Raw genomic sequence first — 18,764 nt, 5'->3', positions numbered from 1 at the left:
GACCGCGATTTACGCGCGCCAGCACACCGTTTTTCAGGCACAAAAAAACCTCCGATTTGCACCGGAGGTTTTTTCATGACCATGAAACTGAAGCTGCTGTTACGCGGCTTCTTCTTCCTGCGTATCGTCTTCCTCGATCGTCTTGCCGCGCTTGGGACCCTTGGCGAGGTTGACCTCGACAAGGCGAACGGCTTCCGTCTCGGACATCTTGTTCACGGCAGCGATTTCGCGAGCCATTCGGTCGAGCGCTGCTTCGTAGAGCTGACGCTCGGAATAGGACTGCTCGGGCTGGTTCTCGGCACGGTAGAGGTCCCGAACGACTTCTGCGATGGAGATCAGGTCACCGGAATTGATCTTGGCATCATATTCCTGCGCACGACGCGACCACATGGTGCGCTTCACACGGGCCTTGCCCTGAACTACCTTCAGCGCGCGATCGACGAAGTCGGTCTCGGACAGCTTGCGCATCCCGATGCTCACGGCTTTCGCAACCGGAACCTTCAGACGCATCTTGTCCTTTTCGAAGTCGATCACGAAAAGCTCGAGCTTCATGCCTGCGACTTCTTGCTCTTCGATGGCGGTGATGGTACCCACGCCATGGGCCGGGTATACGATCGACTCGCCGGTCTTGAAGCCGTGGCGTGCCGAGGAATTCTTCTTCTGCTGGGTCGTCATTCTATTCAAATACTCCCTGTTTGCTCCCGGCGTGATGCCGGCGCCGGGTCGGTCAGGCCCGGATGAGACGACAAGACTGCGAAACTTGTCATCCTGATCCAGTCCGTCACACAGTCAGACAACACCTCGTCGCGACGGAGACACGACACGAATGGTGTCGCCGATGTCACGGAAATCGCGCGTTGGTGAAGTTGCTTTCGTGATGGTTCAGGGCATAGCTATGCCGCAAAGTGGAACAGTTCCAAGAGGCTATCACAAAAAGACGAGGAAATCAATATTTTAGTGCAGTGCGCCACAATCGTGACGCACAAGGCAGCGAATCCGCCGCCAAGTGATGGATTTTTGGGCAGGATTCCTGTGACCCCGCCCAAGGCCGGAATATCAGTCGCCCGAACCCGGGTTTTCCGAGAAGAACTTTTCGAACTTGCCGTCGACGCCGTCCATCTCCTTGGCCTCCGGCATCGGGTCCTTCTTGACCGTGATGTTCGGCCAGATCTTCGCATAGTCGGCGTTGATCTTCAGCCACTTGTCGAGGCCCGGCTCGGTATCCGGCTTGATCGCTTCCGCAGGACATTCCGGTTCGCACACGCCACAGTCGATGCATTCGTCCGGATGGATGACGAGGAAGTTTTCGCCCTCATAGAAGCAGTCGACAGGGCAGACCTCGACACAATCGGTGTATTTGCAGCGAATGCAGTTATCGGTGACGATATAGGTCATGCGGCACTCCAGGATGACGTTCTCGAACGGCAGGAGAAAGACCGATGCGGGTCTTTCCGCCAGGATGGCCCTGGACGGAAGGCTCGCGCCCCGCCGGATGTTTCTGTCGGACGGGAAGTGAGCTAATGCGGAATCCCGGCCAAGGCAAGAATAAACGCCCTGAAATCAGGCCGCTTTGTAGAAATTTTCTAATCGGCAGACCAATCCGGCTCCCCGCGCAGATCGTCGAGCGCGCGGCGCTCCTTCTTCGTCGGCCGCCCCGCTCCCGGCGCCCGCACCGCCTGCTCCAATGCGGTGAACGGCTTCTTCTCGCGCGGCGGCGTCAAGTCCTCGTAAAGCAGCCGCGCCTCCTCGTAAGGCCCGCGACGCTCACCCGGGAGCTGGACGATGAGAACCAGATCGCGCTCCGGCATGGCAATGTCGAGCCGGTCTCCGGCTTTGACCTGATGGCTTGGCTGGCGGATCTTCTGGCCATTGACGCTGACATGGCCGGCAACCACCCGCTCCTGCGCGAGGCTGCGTGATTTTGCCACACGGGCGAAGAACAGCCACTTGTCGATGCGCTGGCGCGAACCGCTTTGTGGCTGTTGTTCGGTCATTACTTCTTCAGCTGCTCCTTGAGCGCGGCGAGCTTGGCGAAGGGCGAATCCGGATCGACAGGCTTTTCCTTGCGCGGAGGCTTGGCTTCGAAGCGCGCCGGCTGCAACTTGTTGTTGTCGCGCTCGGGACGCGGGCCGCGATCCTTGCGGTCACCACGGTCCTGACGATCACCCTTGCCGCCGAACTTGCCGCGGTTGTCGTCACGACGGTCGCCACGGTTGTCGGAGCGTCGATCGTCGCGACGGCCTTCACCGCGACCCTCGGCACGGCCTTCGCCACCCTCACGCGGCGCCTGATTGCGCTGACCCTGCGGACGGCGATCGCCACCGGGACGACCGGTGCCACGCTGATTGTCGCTACGGCCACCCGGACGCCAGAGCAGAACGGGCTTCGGCTCGGCCGCTTCGGCAGCCTCTGCCGGCTGCTCGGAAGCAGTTGCCTCGGCAGGTGCAGCGTCGGAGGCGGGCGCCTCTTTGGCAGATACAGGCGCGGCCTCAGCCTCACCCGTCGCCTCGGACGCCTGGTCGGCCTCTTCAACGCCATCCTCGTCGCTCTTTTCAGCGCCGGCAGTGGCGTCCGTGGCGGTCGAACCGGTCTGCGCGGCGAGGAAGGCTGCAGCTTCTTCTGCCGAAACGCTGTCGGCACGGTAGCCGAGGCCCTTCAGGATCTCTTCCATATCGTCGGGCGTTGCACCCAGGATCGACAGCATAGCCGTCGTCGTGGTGAAGCGGCGACCGTCATAAGCGCCGTCAGGACGAGCCGGCGTGCCGGGCTTCCACTGCAGAAGCGGACGAATGAGGTCTGCGAGACGCTCGAGAATGTCGATGCGCACCGCGCGCTTGCCGAGGAAACGGAAGCCGGCGAGCTTGTAGAACATGCGCTCGAAGCTCGGTTCGGTCACGACGGATGTGCGGCCGGCAGCCAGCACCGGGATCAGATCGCCATAGCCCGGCTTGTCCAGGCCGTCATGCTTCAGCGCCCAGAGCAGCGTGATGAGTTCGGCCGGTGCAGGCTTCAGCAGCGCCGGCATGAAGATGTGATAGGCCCCGAAGCGCACGCCGTAACGGCGCATGGAGGCGCGGCCATCCTGATCCAGCGACTTGACGTCGTCGGCCACGTCGCGACGGAAGAGAACGCCGAGGTTCTCGACGAGCTGGAAGGCGAGGCCCTTTGCAAGGCCCTGCAGGTCCTCGGCACGCGACAGATCGTCGAGCGGCTTCAGCACCGTCGAGATATGATGATTGACGAAGCGCTCGACGCGGGCAGCGACGTGATCGCGTGCGATGCCGGTCAGCTGCTCGTCGGCAAGCAGGATGACGCGCGGATGCAGTATATGGTCGGTGCCAACGAGGCGGGCGACGGGATCGCCGAGCCAGCGGACAAGTCCATCCGAGCCGATTGCGAGATCATTGTTGCCGGAGGCATGCAGGCGCGCGGCCCGCGCTTCGAATTCCAGCGCCAGAGCCTTGTATGCAGCGGCCTGAACAGCCTTCGCATCCGGGCCTTCCATGCCGGAAATCGGCGTGAACCGGAAACCGGAGAGTTGCCCCATGGCATGGCCTTCCACGAAGACATCGCCGTTCACACTGATTTCAGCTTCCAACATTGCATTCTCTCTTAAGCGCTTCATGAGCACAGATGTCCTGCGATCAACAAAGCGTTTCGTCAACCGTTCATGTAACGCATCGGACAATCGGTCTTCGATTTCCCGCGTCTTTTCTTGCCAGTGTGTCGGATCGGCAAGCCAGCCGGGCCGGTTCGACACGTAAGTCCATGTTCTGATCTGGGCAATCCGCGCCGAAAGCGTATCGATCTCGCCATCGGTCCGGTCTGCCCGGCGCACCTGCTCGGCGAGGAAATCCTCGTTCACGGTGCCCCGCCTGACCAGATCGAAATAGAGGCTCTGAATCAGATCAGCATGCTGTGCCGGCGTAATGCGCCGATAGTCGGGCAAAGCGCAGGCTTCCCAGAGTTTTTCCACCCGCTCGGGCCGATCGGTGATGTCGGAAATCTCCGGGTAGCGCGAGAGATACTCCAGCGCCTGCTGGTCAGTCGCCGGCAGAGCCCGCGTCAGTCCTTCGACCCGAGGCGCCGCATCCAGGCTGCGCTGCAGTCCGGCGATCGAGGAAAAGTCGAACTTTTCCGTCCGCCACTGCAGAACTTTTACCGGGTCGAACTGGTGCGTTTCCAGCCGCTCGACGAGTTCGTCATCGAACGGATCGACACGGCCCGTCACGCCGAAGGTGCCATCCTTGACATGACGACCCGCACGACCGGCGATCTGCCCGAGTTCCCCGGGATTGAGGTTTCGGAACTGGTATCCGTCGAATTTGCGATCCTGCGCGAAAGCGACATGGTCCACGTCGAGATTAAGGCCCATGCCGATCGCATCGGTCGCAACAAGATATTCGACGTCACCTTCCTGGTAGAGACCGACCTGCGCATTGCGCGTCCGCGGGCTCAAGGCGCCGAGGACAACGGCCGCCCCGCCCCTCTGGCGGCGGATGAGCTCGGCGATCGCATAGACCTCGTCGGCAGAGAAGGCGACGATCGCGGTTCGCTGCGGCAGGCGCGTGATCTTCTTCTGGCCAGCATAAAAGAGCTGCGAAAGCCTGGGCCGCTCGACGATCGTGATCCCGGGCAAGAGCTGGATCAGGATGGACTTCATGGTGGCAGAGCCGAGAAGAAGCGTTTCCTCGCGCCCTCTCAGATGCAGCAGACGATCGGTAAAGATGTGGCCACGTTCAAGGTCGCCGGCAAGCTGGATCTCGTCGATGGCGACGAAGGCGACCTTCGTTTCCCGCGGCATGGCCTCGACCGTGCAGACGGAGAAGCGGGCATTCGGGGGGCTGATCTTTTCTTCGCCCGTCACCAGCGCGACGTTCTGAACGCCGACGCGTTCGACGACACGCGTGTAGACCTCGCGGGCCAGCAATCTGAGCGGCAAACCGATGATGCCGGACCCGTGCGCGACCATACGCTCGATGGCGAAATGGGTTTTGCCGGTATTCGTTGGCCCCAGCACAGCACTCACGCCGCGGCCACTCAGGATCATGGGTTGGGTATTCAAGGACCGCTCCGCTTGTCGGGACCGCGCCTCTTCCGCATACCGGCACCCTTGGCCCACACATGGCGACGAACAAGGGCAAAGGCAAGGCGCTTGTCGCAATCACCCCAGAATTCCTCGCAAACCCTTGAACGGAATCATCTTTCCGACTCCGGAACACTCTGCGAACGAATCAGCGACGAATCGACGACTCCGGAAGTTTCAGGGTTTGTTCACGGCTAGATCTGGAAGCATCGCTGCGTTGCACCACCAGATGCTGAATCGATTTCCAGCGCACAGAACCTCCGTCTTATGGCGATGGAACAATCGGGAATGGCTTCACGTTCCGCCGGTGAGGTGAAACTGATGACTTTGTCCCCGCCGCCCGCAGAATGGATTGGAACCAGCGACCTGGCCCAGGATTACGTCCTGATCCATGGGATGGTCATGGCACCTTCCTTTTGGCGCACCTATGCGCCCGATGCTGTCCGCAAGGCTCGGAGCGCGGCTTATGCCTTGCCGGGACACCACCCTTGGAAGCTTGTCGAGCCAGGACAACTGATCACGCCGGAAGCTGTAGCCGCTGCATACGCTGAGGCGATCAGGCGCGATTTCGGCGGCAGGCCTGTAACGCTGATCGGCCATTCGACCGGCGGCTTCGTTTCCTTGCTGCTCGCCAGCCGTTACCCTGAACTGGTGAAATCGATCGTGCTGATCGGCGCTTTCGCCTGTGGTCGGTTCGAGGGGCAGGAGCGGCTGCCGGCCAAGCTGCTGCGCATTCCGCGCGCCGGCCCTTTCCTCTTCCGGCAGTTCTTCAAACGGTGGATCTCGACCAGCGAGCAGTTCCGCTGGGGTTCGGTCGAATGCGTCTTCGACAAGGGATGCCCCTGGCAGAACGATCGGGCGGTGGCAGCCATGGAAGATGTCCGGCTGCAGCTACTACAGGCCCGCCCCGAAGATATCGCCGCCTGCATCCGGTTCATGTCGGCAACGACAATTCTGGCAGAGCTTTCCGAGATCAGGGTGCCCGTCCTGAATATTGTCGGGGCGGAAGACGCGATCGTTCCCCCCGCTCATCAGTTGCGCGTATCGAAACTGCTTCCGCAGGTTCAGACGGTGCTGCTGCGGAATTGCGGCCACCTGCCCATGGTCGAGCACCAGACGATGACGGCCGGCATCATCAGCGCCTTCGTCGACGGCATGTCCGCACTGCAGTCAAAGACCCGCCGCCCGGCGCTGTCACCATCTGGCAAGGCAGCATCGCAGCTGTTCCGTCTGATGGCTCAGACCCTGTACCGGACGGAACAAACTCCCGCCGGTCGCGTTCAAACGGCACAAGACAGCATTTCTACCAAGGCTTAGGAGAGGGCCCCCAATGAGTACCATTCTCATCGTCATTTTGATTCTGCTGCTGATCGGCGCCCTGCCGAGCTGGGGCTACAGCCGTGGCTGGGGCTATGGCCCGTCGGGCGGCCTTGGCCTCGTACTCCTCATTCTCATCATCCTGATGTTGATGGGCCGCATCTGACCTGAAGTGAACATCTAACTCGACGTGAAAAGGAATAGGACGATGAAAAAAACCCTTCTGGCACTCGCATTGATCGCCCCGCTCGCATCCTGCACTGCAACCGAACGCGGCGCTGGCATCGGCGCAGCATCCGGCGCCGTCATCGGCGGTGTCGCCACCGGCAACGTTCGCGGTGCAGCCGTTGGTGCCGCAGTTGGCGGCGTAGCAGGCGCCCTGATCGGCAACTCGCAGGAACGCGCTGGCTACTGCGTGTACCGCGACCGTTATGGCCGCACCTACGAAGCGCGCTGCCGCTAATCGGCACTCCCTCCAAAAAAGCCGCCGCACTCTTGGAGTTCGGCGGCTTTTTCGTGCTCAGCATTAACGTCTCGACCAAAGCCAGAACGAATCGACGACGAATCGGGGACTGAGCAAATTTCCCGGTTTGTTCACCGCTAGATATTGTTGAAGAACAATCGGTTAACCATAGGATGCGGTGGATATTAAGAATTTTGCATCGCGATCGCGCCTGTATTTCTTAACGACGCTCTCGAGGCGAAGCCGCATCTGAATTGACGAATTCAATCCTCATCAAAAGCAAAAGGCCGGCACCAGGCCGGCCCTGTAACTCACGCGCCTCAACTGTTCAAACGAAGAACTGTCCGCCATTGGCCGAGATGGTTGACCCCGTGATGAAGCCGGCATCGTCGGAAGCGAGGAAGACGACGCAGCGCGCAATCTCGTCGGGCTCGCCGAGGCGGCCCACCGGGATCTGCGGGATGATGCGCTCGTTCAGCACCTTCTCCGGAATGGCGCGAACCATCTCCGTCCCGATGTAACCGGGGCAGATGGCGTTCACAGTGATTCCCTTGGCAGCGCCTTCCTGGGCCAGCGCCTTGGTGAAGCCGAGATCGCCGGCCTTGGCTGCGGAATAGTTCGCCTGACCCATCTGGCCCTTCTGGCCATTGATCGAGGAGATGTTGATGACGCGGCCGAAGCTGCGGTCGCGCATGCCGGTCCAGACCGGATGCGTCATGTTGAAGAGGCCGGTGAGGTTGGTGCTGATCACTTCGCCCCACTGCTCCGGCGTCATCTTGTGGAACATGGCGTCGCGCGTAATGCCCGCATTGTTGACCAGCACTTCGACCGGACCAAGAGCCGCCTCGACGGCGGCGATCCCATCGACGCAGGCCTGATAATTCGACACATCCCACTTGAAGACCGGAATACCGGTTTCCGCTTCGAAGGCCTTCGCCTTTTCCTCGTTGCCGGCGAAGTTTGCCGCCACCTTGTAGCCGGCATTTTTCAGCGCGACGGAAATCGCCGCACCGATGCCGCGTGTGCCGCCAGTCACCAAAGCCACTCTGCTCATGCTGTCCTCCCCGTTTTTTCTATCTGGGTTTCCCGTCTGGATCGACCGCTGCTGTTCCCGTCGCAACGGCATGACTTCACCATCCCGGCCTGAGGCCGGGACAGAGCTTCATGATGTCAGTGATGAGCCGGCGCCATTTTTGGCTTTCCGGATCAGAAAGCCTCGAGGCACATGGCAACGCCCATGCCGCCGCCGATGCAGAGGGTGGCAAGACCCTTCTTCGCGCCGCGACGCTTCATCTCGAACAGCAGCGTGTTGAGAATGCGCGCACCGGATGCACCGACCGGGTGGCCGATGGCGATCGCACCGCCGTTGACGTTGACGATCGAGGTATCCCAGCCGAGGTCCTTGTTGACCGCGCAGGCCTGCGCCGCGAAGGCTTCATTGGCCTCCACGAGATCGAGATCGGTGATCTTCCAGCCGGCCTTTTCGAGCGCCTTGCGCGATGCCGGGATCGGGCCGGTGCCCATGATCTTCGGATCGACGCCGGCCGTTGCCCAGGACACGATACGGGCGAGCGGGGCAATGCCGCGACGCGAAGCCTCGGCCTCGGTCATCAGCAGGGCCGCAGCGGCACCGTCATTGATGCCGGAGGCATTGCCGGCAGTCACAGTGCCTTCCTTGTCGAAGGCGGGCTTCAACTTCTGCATGCTGTCCAGCGTTGCGCCGTGGCGAATATATTCGTCCTGGTCGACGGTCACATCGCCCTTGCGACCCGGCACGACGACCGGAACGATTTCATCCTTGAAGCGGCCGGCAAGCTGCGCGGCTTCCGCCTTGTTCTGCGAGGACACCGCAAAGGCATCCTGTTCGTCGCGGGTCAGCTGCCACTGGCGGGCGACATTCTCCGCGGTAGTGCCCATGTGATAGCCGTAGAAGGCGTCGGTGAGGCCGTCCTTGATCATGGTGTCGACCATCTTCAGGTCGCCCATCTTGGTGCCGTTGCGCAGATGGGCGCAATGCGGCGCCATGGACATGGATTCCTGCCCGCCGGCAACGATGATCTTGGCGTCACCCGTTGCGATCTGCTGCATGCCGATGGCAACCGCACGCAGGCCCGAGCCGCACAGCTGGTTGAGGCCCCATGCCGTCGCCTCCTGCGGGATGCCGGCTTTCATGGCAGCCTGACGCGCCGGGTTCTGACCCTGGCCGGCGGTGAGGATCTGGCCGAGAATGACCTCGTCGACTTCGCTGGCGTCTACGCCGGCGCGCTCCAGCACACCCTTGATGGCAATGGCACCCAGATCATGGGCTGCGACGGAGGACAGCGCCCCGTTGAAAGATCCGACCGGGGTTCTGGCAGCGCTCGCGATAACGATGGACGGGGTGCTCATGGGCGTCTCCTCGGGTTTTGTGATTGAGAAGAAACTGACAAAGACTGCCGCCGGTGTCAAACAAGATAAGCCCTCACTTCTCGTTCTTTGGTTGCGCTTTCCTGTCTTTCGTCAAATGCCGATCATGCAACGCACAAAGAGATTGTCACCGGGTGGAATTTGCGCTTACACTCGACCCCGGGAAGAGCAAAAACAATCGAAAAACGACGGGTTAGGAGACAGAAATGGCCAAAGCCGATGGCGAAATCGTTATCAAGAAATACGCCAATCGACGCCTCTACAACACCGGCACCAGCACTTATGTCACGCTCGAAGACCTCGCCAAGATGGTCAAGAAGGGCGAGGATTTCGTGGTGCAGGACGCCAAGTCCGGTGAAGACATCACGCATTCCGTCCTGACCCAGATCATCTTCGAACAGGAGTCCAAGACCGGCAATACGTTGCTGCCGATCTCCTTCCTCCGCCAGCTGATCAGCTATTACGGCGACCAGATGCAGATGGTCGTTCCGAGCTTCCTCGAACACTCGATGAAGGCTTTCACCGAACAGCAGACCCAGATGCGCGAGCAGATGACAAAGGCCTTCGGCGATCATCCGCTGTCGAAGAACCTGCAGATGCCGATGCAACTGATGGAAGAGCAGGTGAAGCGCAACACCGAGATGTTCCAGCAGGCGATGCAGATGTTCTCGCCCTTCCTCGGTGGCCAGCAGCCGCCGGCCAAGGAAAGCAAGAAGGCCGAAGCCAAGGATATCGATGAGTTGAAGGAGCAGTTACGCTCCCTGCAGAACAAGCTCGACAACCTCTGACCTGACACAAGGCCCCGGAAGGGGCCTTTTTCATGCGGGGTGTCAGAGCCCGATCGAGACGTCCCGACCGGCAGCCCGGTTGGATATCGTGAAGCCCGCGACGACGTCGATGAAGGCAATCACCATCAGGCTGAAAAAGAGCTGCGTCGCCGCCTCGCGGACAAGCAGGAATTCCACCAGGAAGGCGATGAAGACAAGCATCGACAGCATATGGTTCATCAGCGAACTGCGGGTGCTGAGTGTTGCCTTCAAGACCTCGAAGAACAGCGCGATCAAGGCCGAGAGAATGACGAGGTCGCCGAGCGTCATGGTCCAGACGGCGCCGGAAAGCATCGGTACCGTCATGATCACGCCCGAGAAGGCCGAAACGCCGCTTCCCAACATGATGGCATTGTAGAAGACGAACGGCACGATCATCAGCGGCACGGCAATCAGCATGCGGGATCCTTCCTGGCATTGCGATCCCGCCTGATGCAGCGGCGATCAGCCGCGCGATTTAACTATGCCTAATCAAAAATGAAAAGGCCGGCGCAAGCGCCGGCCCTTCGAAACTTCGAGTCAAAGCGCAGAAAATTATGCGCTTTCCTTCGGCGTCAGAACCTGACGGCCGCGATACATACCGGTCTTCAGATCGATATGGTGCGGGCGGCGCAGTTCGCCGGAGTTCTTGTCTTCGACATAGGTCGATGCCTTGAGCGCGTCAGCAGAGCGGCGCATACCGCGCTTGGACGGGCTTGTTTTTCTTTTCGGTACAGCCATTTTCGTTACTCCACGTGACGGACAAAACAGATTGATCGGCCTCGATGAGGCCGGACAGAACCTGTCTCGATCTCGGAATTTGGCGGGCTTATACATGCCTGAAGTGGGTTTGACCAGTCCCCAGGTCACTTTTTTCGACAAGCACCCGGCCGGGCCTATGCCTCATCTTCAGGCACGATCCAGGGCTCGGCCAGCACCGCCTCTTCCCAGGCTCGCCAGGCCGGATGTGCGCGCATTGCATCCATATAGGAGACCGTCTCGGGATCACGCGTCAGATCGTAGGTGCTGAAGCGATTGACCACGGGCGCGAACATGGCATCGGCCGCGCTGAAGTCCCCGAACAGGAAGGGACCACCGGAACGCTGCCGCATCTCGCGCCAGATCGCTTCGATCCGTGCGACATCGGCCATGACACCATCAGGGAGTTCGATCGCCTTCACCGGCCGCCGCATGTTCATCGGGCAGGCGCCGCGAAGCGCCCGGAAGCCGGAGAGCATTTCCATAGAAATCGAGCGCGCCAGCGACCGGCTCTCTCGCTCGGAGGGCCAGAGCCCCGCATCGGGATAAAGCTCGGCGACATATTCGATGATCGCAAGCGATTCCCAGACACGCAGCGTGCCGTGATGCAGGACCGGCACCTTGCCCGTCGGCGAGAGCTCGCGGAATTTCGGATGTGTGGCACCCGGCCCGAAGGGGATCAGTTCCTCGCGAAACGGGATCCCCTTCGCGGTCAGGGCTATCCAGGGCCGAACCGACCAGGACGAATAGTTCTTGTTGGCGATGATGAGGATCAAGTCTTCCATGGGGCGCTCCACTGCTGGCTCGGCCGATCCTAGGCCATCGAAGACCGCTGCGACCAACGAAAGCTTCTGATCTCAATCATAAAGGCAGGTGATGTAATCTCCGGACGCCCGCGCCCGCCGATCGACGACATTTGCCAGGCGCTTGAGCCCGGGTCCAGGCTTGCTGGCCACACGATCGATCGGATTGGGCAGGGACACGGCAAGCAGCGCCGACTGCTGGCGGCTGAGTTTCGCAGCCGAGGTCTTGAAATGATGACGAGCTGCGGCTTCGATGCCGTAGATGCCGGGACCCCATTCGGCGACGTTGAGATAGATCTCCATCATCCGCTGCTTCGGCCAGACCGCGTCGGCCGCTATGGCAAGCGGAAGCTCGAGACCCTTGCGGATGAAGGATCGGCCGTTCCACAGAAAGAGGTTCTTCGCCGTCTGCATCGGGATCGTGCTGGCGCCGCGCGTCGCCTCGCCGGCCATGGCGTCGTCGATGACCGACTGCAACTGCCCCCAGTCGACGCCGTCATGGCTGCAGAACTGGCCATCTTCGGACATCATCACGGCGCGCACGAGATTGGGCGAGATATCCTCGAACTCCACCCACTGACGATCATAGCCCTGAAGCGTCGCGAGATCGCCAAGCATCAGGGTCGACATCGGACGGATGAAGTCGAGCCTGTAGACCAGGATCAGCAGATAGGGCGCGATGAGAAAGATCAGCAAGGCAATCAGCACGGCCCGGATGATCCGGGGCCGGCGCCGCCGCTCATGCGCCGGTACAACCTGCTCGTCTTGCTCCAATGCCTCGACTTCCAATACCAGCGATGGGGGGACCTTGATCGGTGATGAACCCTCTTAACCGTCCTCTTGGCAAATGACCAGTCTGGCTGCGCGCTTCTGCCCCTGTCATCAAATGAAATTCCCGTTGCCTGACAGGGGGCAGCGTGCCAAATAGCCCGCATGACCAAGAGCGCCGATGCCTTCGAAAAAAGCCTGTCTGCCCATGCCGCGATCGTCGAGGCAAGGCTTGCCACCCTGCTCGACGCATCCATTCGTCCGGCCGAACTCGCGCGCCCGGCACAACTGATCGAAGCCATGCATTATGGCGCGCTGAACGGCGGCAAGCGACTGCGCCCCTATCTCGTGATGCAGGCAACGCAACTGTTTGCCGGAAACGAAGAGGCCGCCCTCCAGGTCGGCTGTGCGCTCGAATGCCTGCACAGCTATTCGCTCGTGCATGACGACCTGCCGGCCATGGACGACGACGACCTGCGCCGCGGACAGCCGACGGTGCACAAGAAGTACGATGACGCGACGGCAATCCTCGCCGGTGACGGCCTCTTGACCTACGCCTTCGACATCATTGCCTCGCCCGAGACACCCCTGCCGGACGCTGCCAAGGTGGCCCTCGTGCTGGAACTGTCACGCGCGGCCGGCATTGGCGGCATGGCGGGCGGACAGATGCTCGATCTCGCGGCTGAAAAGCAGCAGCCCGATGAGAGAGGCATCGTCCTGCTGCAGGCGATGAAAACCGGCGCGCTTCTGCGCTTTGCCTGCGAGGCCGGTGCCATCATCGCCGGCCGCCCGGCAGAGGACCGCGATCGCCTGCGCCGCTTCGGCGAAATCATCGGTCGCGCTTTCCAGGTTGCCGACGATCTCCTGGACATCACCTCCGACGCCGCCACGCTCGGCAAGGCCACCGGCAAGGATGCCGCTAAGGGCAAGGCGACACTTGTCGGCCTCAAGGGCACCGATTGGGCCCGAAGCGAACTCGACCGACTGGTCTCGGAAGCCAATGCCCTGCTCGCACCCTATGGCGCCGAGGCCGAACCGCTGAAGGAAGCCGCCCACTTCATCGCCTACAGGAAGAAATAGTATGAGCCGTTTCTGGTCGTCCGCCGTCCACGCGCTGGAGCCCTATGTCGCCGGCGAACAGCCGAAGATCCCGGGCCTCGTCAAGCTCAACACCAATGAGAGCCCCTACGGCCCCTCGCAGAAGGTGCTGGACGCGATCGCCGCGGCCTCCGGGGAACGCCTGCGCCTCTACCCCGATCCGGCCTCCACTGCCCTGCGCGATGCGATTGCCCGGCGTTTCGGCCTTTCGATGGAAGAGGTCTTCGTCGGCAACGGCTCCGACGAGGTGCTGGCCTTCACCTTTGCAGGCCTCCTCAAGCACGACAAACCACTTCTCTACCCGGATATCACCTACAGCTTCTACAAGACCTACGCCCGGCTCTTCGAGGTGAAGGTCGAGGAGATCCCGCTGGATGATGGCTTGCGCGTGCGCATTGGCGATTACGACCGCCCCTGCGGTGCGATCATCCTTGCCAATCCGAATGCCCCGACCGGCATCGCCCTGCCGCTCTCCGAGATCGAAAAGCTGGTCGCCGCCCATCCGGATCAGGTCGTGGTGATCGACGAGGCCTATGTCGATTTCGGCGCCGAGAGCGCAGCCTCGCTGATCCCCCGCTACGAGAACCTGCTCGTCGTACAGACCTTCTCGAAGTCCCGCTCGCTTGCCGGCCTGCGCGTCGGCTTCGCACTCGGCCAGCGACCGCTGATCGAGGCGCTGGAGCGGATGAAGGACAGCTTCAATTCCTATCCGGTCGACATGCTCGCCCAGGCCGCCGCCAAGGCTGCCATCGAGGACGAAGCCTGGTTCGACGAGGCCTGCGGCAAGATCATCGCCAACCGCGAGATGGTGACGAAGGCGCTTGAGACCCGCGGCTTTGAGGTCCTGCCGTCCTCGACCAACTTCGTCTTCGCGCGCCATCCGGCACACCAGGGCGCGGATCTGCAGAAGGGCCTGCGCGAGCGTGCCGTCCTCGTCCGGCACTTCAACAAGCCCCGGATCTCCGATTTCCTCCGCGTGACCATCGGCACGACGGAGGAATGCAATCATTTTCTGAGCGCGATCGATCAAATCATCTGACGTGTGGAGCGGCTCAAGAACGGCTACGCTCCGGCCCTTGTCGCAACCGCCGGAGCATGTCCGTGACTGAGATCCTTCAACACTGGCCGCAGGTTGCGGCCGCCTATCTCGTCTATCTCGTGGCAGTCTTGAGCCCCGGCCCTGCCACCATGGCGATCGCCTCGGCCTCGCTCGGTCAGGGTCGCCGGCACGGACTGACGATCGCAGCGGGCATTTTCTGCGGATCCATGACCTGGGCCGTGGCAGCCTCCCTCGGCCTTGCTGCCATCCTCTCGCAATATGCTGAGGCACTGGTGCTGATGCGCATCCTCGGCGGGCTCTATCTGCTCTATCTCGCCTGGCGGGCCTTCCGCTCGGCCGCAAGCAGGATCGATCCGCTGAGCGTCAGCAAGGCCACACTGAGCCTTAAGCGCACCTTTCTGATGGGTTATGCGATCCACCTGACGAACCCGAAGGCGATCTTCGCCTGGCTCGCCATCATCTCGCTGGGTCTGCCGGCGGATGCCACGCCGCTGGCTGTCGCCATCGTCGTCTGCGGATGCCTGACGACAGGCTTTACCGTCTTCATGGGTTATGCGCTGCTGTTCTCCACCCCCGGCGCCCTGCGGATCTATCGCGCCGCGCGTCGCTATATCGACGGGACACTCGCGGTCCTCTTTGCCGCCGCAGGCGTCAGGATGCTGACCTTCCGCTGAAACGAAAAAGGCGCCGCACGGATGCGGCGCCTCTGATCCTTCGGGTCGTAAACCTCAGCCCTGTGTGAGCGGCGAGATCTGGATCTCCACGCGACGGTTCTGCGCGCGGCCATCCGGGGTCGCGTTCGACGCGATCGGCTGGTTCGGGCCAAAACCAACGGCGGAGACGCGACGCGGATCGATGCCCTGGCTGTTGAGATAGCCGGCAACAGACATCGCGCGACGTTCGGACAGGCCCTGGTTATAAGCCTGGCTACCGGTCGAATCGGTATGACCGTTGATGTCGATCAGCGTACGGTCGAACTTGCGCAGCACGATCGCAACCGAGTTCAGCGTCGGATAGAACTGCGGCATGACCGCGTCCTGATCGGTGTTAAAGGTGATGTTGGACGGCATGTTCAGGATGATGCGATCGCCGACGCGAGTGACCGAGATGCCGGTGCCCTGCAGCTGGGCGCGAAGCTCGGCTTCCTGCTGGTCCATATAGTTGCCGATCGCGCCACCGGCGAGCGCGCCGATACCCGCGCCGATCAGCGCCGCATTGCGGCGTCCGACCGGAGAACCGCCGACGGCCAGACCGCCGAGCGCACCGACAGCCGCACCGATGGCCGCGCCACCGGCCGTGTTGGACACCTTCTGCTGGCCCGTATAGGGGTCGGTCGTGGTGCAGGCGCTGAGATAGGTCGCGCACAGCGCGAGGATGGCGATCTTCTTGATCATGCTCGGTGTCCCTCCAGGATTCGGCTGATAATCCGTCAACCGTGAAATTGCGGCAACAAAAAGTTAACCCGCAGGCTCACTCCGCCGCCGATTTCCGACCGTAGCGCTTCTCGATATAGTCCGCCACCAGCGCCTCGAAGTCGGCAGCGATGTTGGGACCGCGCAGCGTCATCGCCTTCTGGCCATCGATGAAGACAGGCGCTGCCGGGTTCTCACCCGTGCCGGGAAGCGAGATGCCGATATCGGCATGCTTGCTCTCGCCGGGGCCGTTGACGATGCAGCCCATGACCGCAACGTTCAGCCCCTCGACGCCTGGATACTTGTCGCGCCAGACCGGCATGTTCTTGCGCAAATCGTCCTGGATCTTCTGGGCGAGCTCCTGGAACACGGTCGAGGTCGTGCGGCCGCAGCCAGGACATGCGGCAACGACCGGCACGAACTGGCGGAAGCCCATGACCTGCAGCAGTTCCTGCGCCACTTGCACTTCCCGGGTGCGGTCGCCGTTCGGCTCCGGGGTGAGCGAAACGCGGATCGTGTCGCCTATGCCATGTTGCAGCACGTAGCCCATGGCGGCCGAGGAAGCGACGATGCCCTTCGAGCCCATACCGGCTTCGGTCAATCCGAGATGCAGCGCATGGTTCGAACGCTCGGCCAGCATCGAATAGACGGCGATCAGGTCCTGTACCTGACTGACCTTGGCGGAGAGAATGATGCGGTTGCGCGGCAGGCCGATCTCTTCGGCCAGTTCTGCCGACAGAAGTGCCGACTGCACGATCGCCTCACGCGTCACCTGGCGAGCCGACAGCGGCGAGCCCTGGGCAGCATTCTCGTCCATCAGCCGGGTCAGCAATTCCTGGTCCAGCGAACCCCAGTTGACCCCGATGCGAACAGGCTTGTCGTAACGGATCGCCATCTCGACGATCTCGGCGAACTGCTTGTCCTTCTTGTCCTTGAAGCCGACATTGCCGGGATTGATGCGGTATTTCGCCAAGGCCTCGGCACAGGCCGGATGATCAGCCAGCAGCTTGTGACCGATGTAGTGGAAGTCGCCGATCAGCGGCACGTCCATGCCGAGCCTGAGAAGGCGCTCGCGGATCTTCGGAACTGCAGCGGCGCTCTCGTCGCGGTCGACGGTGATGCGCACGACCTCGGAGCCCGCCTTGTAGAGGGCGGCAACCTGGGCAACGGTCGCATCGACGTCGGCCGTATCGGTATTGGTCATCGACTGGACGACGACAGGGGCGCCGCCACCGATGATGACGCCACCCACTTCGACCGCGACCGAAGAACGGCGCGGCTTGGGATCATAGGCATCGGCGGGCTGGATGATGGGAGCGGTCATGGCTGGTTCTCTGCAAGCCTCAATCGCCATGGAGGTGGATCAAAGCCGACCGCTTGTCAACCGCAACACGCCGCGGCGCGATCACATGCGCGCGTCTGCCGCCGCCTGAGAAAGGACGCGAGCTTCCTTCCTCAGTGGCCGGTTGCCCGATCCGCATGCCGGCCAAGTTTCGACAGAGCGAGCACGACCACCAGCAGCGCCGGGATTGCCGTATAGACCGTCGACAGCGAGGTATGCTCGGCAACGAGGCCGATCAGCGAAGGCGCAAAGAGAATGCCGGAATAGCCCATCGTGGTCACGACCGAGAGCCCGACGCCTGGCGCCAGCCCCGGTATGTTGCCGCCAGCCGAGAAGGCGATCGGCACCATGTTGGAGATACCGATGCCGGTGATCGCAAAACCGATCAGGGCCAGGGTGACGCTGTTCGACTGCCCAGCCATGACGAGACCGATGATGGCCGCGACCCCGCAGAAGCGCAGCGTGTTGACGGCGCCGAACCGGTCGCGGACGAAGTCACCGGCAAAACGGCAGACAGCCATGGTGAAGGAGAAGGCGGCAAAGGCAAAGCCCGACATCTCGGTCGTAGCATTCAGTTCGTTGCGCAGGTAGAGCGCGCTCCAGTCGAGCACAGTGCCCTCCGGGATCATGCAGAACAGCGCGATCGTGCCGATCAGCCACGGCAGCGGCGTCATCGGCAGCTTGGCCTTAACAGGTTCATCGCTCGGATGCGGCGCATCGGCAAGGATCATCGGACGGGCGACGACAAACAGCACCACGCAGACGGCGGCGAGAAGCAGCACATGGCCGGTGACACCGAGCGAGGCGATGAGGAAGCCGCCGGTTGCCGCACCGCACAGACCGCCCAGGCTCCAGAACGCATGGCAGGACGACATGATCGACCGGCGCATGTTGCGCTCGACCTCGACCGCATTGGCATTCATCGCCACGTCCATGGCCCCGGTCAGGCCACCGAACAGGAAGATGGCGATCGCACCCGTCCAGATATTGTCGACCAGTGTCACGAGCACGATGGTCGGAATGAAGAGCAGCGTGGTCACCTCCACGACGCGACGCGAGCCGTAGCGGGCGATTTGCATCCCGGCGATCGGCATCAAGACCAGCGAACCCACGCCAAAGACGAAGATCATCACGCCGAGCATCAGCTCCGTCAGTCCGAGCGCCTGCGAAAAGAACGGGATCTTCGGCGCCCACGCACCGATGACGAGACCGTTGAGGAAGAACAACAGCGCGACCGCCGCGCGCTCCTTCGTCACGATCGGCGCCGGCGCGGCGGGGGAAGTGATGCTCTGCGTGATGTCGTTCATGTCCTGCTCCCGTGGTCGGGGCGCACTTTAGTTAAATCGATTTAGACGACAATCGCTCTCACGTCCGGAAGCTGTAAATTTTTGTATCGCGTTACAACAATTCTGGTCCGCACGGAGGCGAACGCGGACAGTTGACA

At 61.8% G+C, this 18,764-nt stretch carries 21 protein-coding genes; 8 read left to right on the top strand and 13 right to left on the bottom strand.

Features of this window, described 5'->3' with window-relative positions; all coding sequences use genetic code 11:
* Window positions 1-99 precede the first annotated feature (99 nt).
* On the bottom strand, window positions 100-675 hold the full coding sequence (locus FAA86_RS07390) for a CarD family transcriptional regulator (protein WP_102021030.1): 576 nt from the start codon (window positions 673-675) through the stop codon (window positions 100-102).
* A gap of 62 nt (window positions 676-737) precedes the next feature.
* Here FAA86_RS07390 and FAA86_RS25275 point away from each other — a divergent pair, with 62 nt between their 5' ends.
* Entirely contained in the window at window positions 738-878 is a 141-nt protein-coding gene (locus tag FAA86_RS25275; protein ID WP_136539414.1) for a cytochrome c3 family protein, read from the top strand.
* A 178-nt stretch (window positions 879-1,056) separates the two neighbouring features.
* On the opposite strand, the gene fdxA is transcribed toward FAA86_RS25275, so the two are convergent.
* From fdxA to FAA86_RS07370, 3 genes are all read right to left on the bottom strand, one after another.
* Window positions 1,057-1,395, bottom strand: a complete 339-nt coding sequence (gene fdxA, locus FAA86_RS07380; protein ID WP_113458972.1) for a ferredoxin FdxA — start codon at window positions 1,393-1,395, stop codon at window positions 1,057-1,059.
* Window positions 1,396-1,583: 188 nt separating this feature from the next.
* Window positions 1,584-1,994 (bottom strand): RNA-binding S4 domain-containing protein, encoded by a 411-nt coding sequence (locus FAA86_RS07375; RefSeq protein ID WP_136539412.1) that lies wholly within the window; start codon window positions 1,992-1,994, stop codon window positions 1,584-1,586.
* Complete coding sequence (locus FAA86_RS07370) at window positions 1,994-5,050, bottom strand: helicase-related protein (protein ID WP_136539710.1); 3,057 nt, start codon at window positions 5,048-5,050, stop codon at window positions 1,994-1,996. The genes FAA86_RS07375 and FAA86_RS07370 overlap by 1 nt, the downstream gene beginning before the upstream one ends.
* Before the next feature lie 324 nt (window positions 5,051-5,374).
* On the opposite strand from FAA86_RS07370, the gene FAA86_RS07365 reads away from it, so the two are divergent.
* The 3 genes from FAA86_RS07365 to FAA86_RS07360 are packed head-to-tail and all read left to right on the top strand — an operon-like array spanning window position 5,375 to window position 6,866.
* A complete protein-coding gene (locus FAA86_RS07365) occupies window positions 5,375-6,403 on the top strand; it encodes an alpha/beta fold hydrolase (protein ID WP_246035018.1) in 1,029 nt (342 codons plus the stop codon).
* 13 nt (window positions 6,404-6,416) lie between these two features.
* Window positions 6,417-6,569, top strand: a complete 153-nt coding sequence (locus FAA86_RS24910; RefSeq protein WP_082511155.1) for a DUF3309 family protein — start codon at window positions 6,417-6,419, stop codon at window positions 6,567-6,569.
* A gap of 42 nt (window positions 6,570-6,611) precedes the next feature.
* The gene (locus FAA86_RS07360) at window positions 6,612-6,866 is read left to right on the top strand and encodes a glycine zipper domain-containing protein (protein ID WP_113458975.1); all 255 of its coding nucleotides are present in this window, start codon (window positions 6,612-6,614) and stop codon (window positions 6,864-6,866) included.
* Window positions 6,867-7,194: 328 nt separating this feature from the next.
* Here FAA86_RS07360 and phbB read toward each other — a convergent pair whose 3' ends face one another.
* Window positions 7,195-7,920: a beta-ketoacyl-ACP reductase gene (gene phbB / locus FAA86_RS07355; RefSeq protein WP_136539410.1), complete on the bottom strand. Its 726-nt coding sequence runs from the start codon at window positions 7,918-7,920 to the stop codon at window positions 7,195-7,197.
* Between the two features lie 152 nt (window positions 7,921-8,072).
* Entirely contained in the window at window positions 8,073-9,254 is a 1,182-nt protein-coding gene (locus FAA86_RS07350) for an acetyl-CoA C-acetyltransferase (RefSeq protein WP_136539408.1), read from the bottom strand.
* 224 nt (window positions 9,255-9,478) lie between these two features.
* Here FAA86_RS07350 and phaR point away from each other — a divergent pair, with 224 nt between their 5' ends.
* Window positions 9,479-10,060 (top strand): polyhydroxyalkanoate synthesis repressor PhaR, encoded by a 582-nt coding sequence (gene phaR, locus FAA86_RS07345; RefSeq protein WP_113458977.1) that lies wholly within the window; start codon window positions 9,479-9,481, stop codon window positions 10,058-10,060.
* A 42-nt stretch (window positions 10,061-10,102) separates the two neighbouring features.
* Here the strand turns inward: phaR and FAA86_RS07340 are convergent, their stop codons facing one another.
* The 4 genes from FAA86_RS07340 to mtgA all read right to left on the bottom strand — a co-directional run bounded on the left by FAA86_RS07340 (window position 10,103) and on the right by mtgA (window position 12,360).
* On the bottom strand, window positions 10,103-10,498 hold the full coding sequence (locus FAA86_RS07340) for a hypothetical protein (RefSeq protein ID WP_113458978.1): 396 nt from the start codon (window positions 10,496-10,498) through the stop codon (window positions 10,103-10,105).
* A gap of 135 nt (window positions 10,499-10,633) precedes the next feature.
* Window positions 10,634-10,819, bottom strand: a complete 186-nt coding sequence (gene rpmF / locus FAA86_RS07335) for a 50S ribosomal protein L32 (RefSeq protein ID WP_006724402.1) — start codon at window positions 10,817-10,819, stop codon at window positions 10,634-10,636.
* Window positions 10,820-10,974: 155 nt separating this feature from the next.
* Window positions 10,975-11,622, bottom strand: coding sequence for a glutathione S-transferase family protein (locus FAA86_RS07330; RefSeq protein WP_136539406.1), 648 nt, complete (start codon window positions 11,620-11,622; stop codon window positions 10,975-10,977).
* 72 nt (window positions 11,623-11,694) lie between these two features.
* On the bottom strand, window positions 11,695-12,360 hold the full coding sequence (gene mtgA / locus FAA86_RS07325) for a monofunctional biosynthetic peptidoglycan transglycosylase (RefSeq protein ID WP_425467438.1): 666 nt from the start codon (window positions 12,358-12,360) through the stop codon (window positions 11,695-11,697).
* A gap of 213 nt (window positions 12,361-12,573) precedes the next feature.
* Between mtgA and FAA86_RS07320 the strand changes: the two genes are divergently transcribed.
* The 3 genes from FAA86_RS07320 (at window position 12,574) to FAA86_RS07310 (ending at window position 15,240) form a co-directional block, all read left to right on the top strand.
* Window positions 12,574-13,488, top strand: a complete 915-nt coding sequence (locus FAA86_RS07320; RefSeq protein WP_136539402.1) for a polyprenyl synthetase family protein — start codon at window positions 12,574-12,576, stop codon at window positions 13,486-13,488.
* Window position 13,489: 1 nt separating this feature from the next.
* Window positions 13,490-14,545 (top strand): histidinol-phosphate transaminase, encoded by a 1,056-nt coding sequence (hisC, locus tag FAA86_RS07315; RefSeq protein WP_136539400.1) that lies wholly within the window; start codon window positions 13,490-13,492, stop codon window positions 14,543-14,545.
* A gap of 62 nt (window positions 14,546-14,607) precedes the next feature.
* The gene (locus tag FAA86_RS07310; RefSeq protein ID WP_136539398.1) at window positions 14,608-15,240 is read left to right on the top strand and encodes a LysE family translocator; all 633 of its coding nucleotides are present in this window, start codon (window positions 14,608-14,610) and stop codon (window positions 15,238-15,240) included.
* Between the two features lie 54 nt (window positions 15,241-15,294).
* Here the strand turns inward: FAA86_RS07310 and FAA86_RS07305 are convergent, their stop codons facing one another.
* The 3 genes from FAA86_RS07305 to FAA86_RS07295 all read right to left on the bottom strand — a co-directional run bounded on the left by FAA86_RS07305 (window position 15,295) and on the right by FAA86_RS07295 (window position 18,627).
* Window positions 15,295-15,960: a YiaD family glycine zipper/OmpA-like lipoprotein gene (locus tag FAA86_RS07305; protein ID WP_136539396.1), complete on the bottom strand. Its 666-nt coding sequence runs from the start codon at window positions 15,958-15,960 to the stop codon at window positions 15,295-15,297.
* Window positions 15,961-16,036: 76 nt separating this feature from the next.
* Window positions 16,037-17,302 carry a flavodoxin-dependent (E)-4-hydroxy-3-methylbut-2-enyl-diphosphate synthase gene (gene ispG, locus FAA86_RS07300; RefSeq protein WP_167494917.1) on the bottom strand — a complete coding sequence of 422 codons (1,266 nt, stop codon included), beginning with the start codon at window positions 17,300-17,302 and terminating at the stop codon, window positions 16,037-16,039.
* Window positions 17,303-17,433: 131 nt separating this feature from the next.
* On the bottom strand, window positions 17,434-18,627 hold the full coding sequence (locus tag FAA86_RS07295; RefSeq protein ID WP_136539394.1) for an MFS transporter: 1,194 nt from the start codon (window positions 18,625-18,627) through the stop codon (window positions 17,434-17,436).
* Between the last annotated feature and the right edge of the window lie 137 nt (window positions 18,628-18,764).

The sequence above is a fragment of the Rhizobium rosettiformans W3 genome (assembly GCF_004912135.1).
Classification (GTDB): Bacteria; Pseudomonadota; Alphaproteobacteria; order Rhizobiales; family Rhizobiaceae; genus Allorhizobium; species Allorhizobium rosettiformans.
Note: the sequence above shows the minus strand (reverse complement) of the source record. Positions and strands in the feature narration are given on the sequence as shown.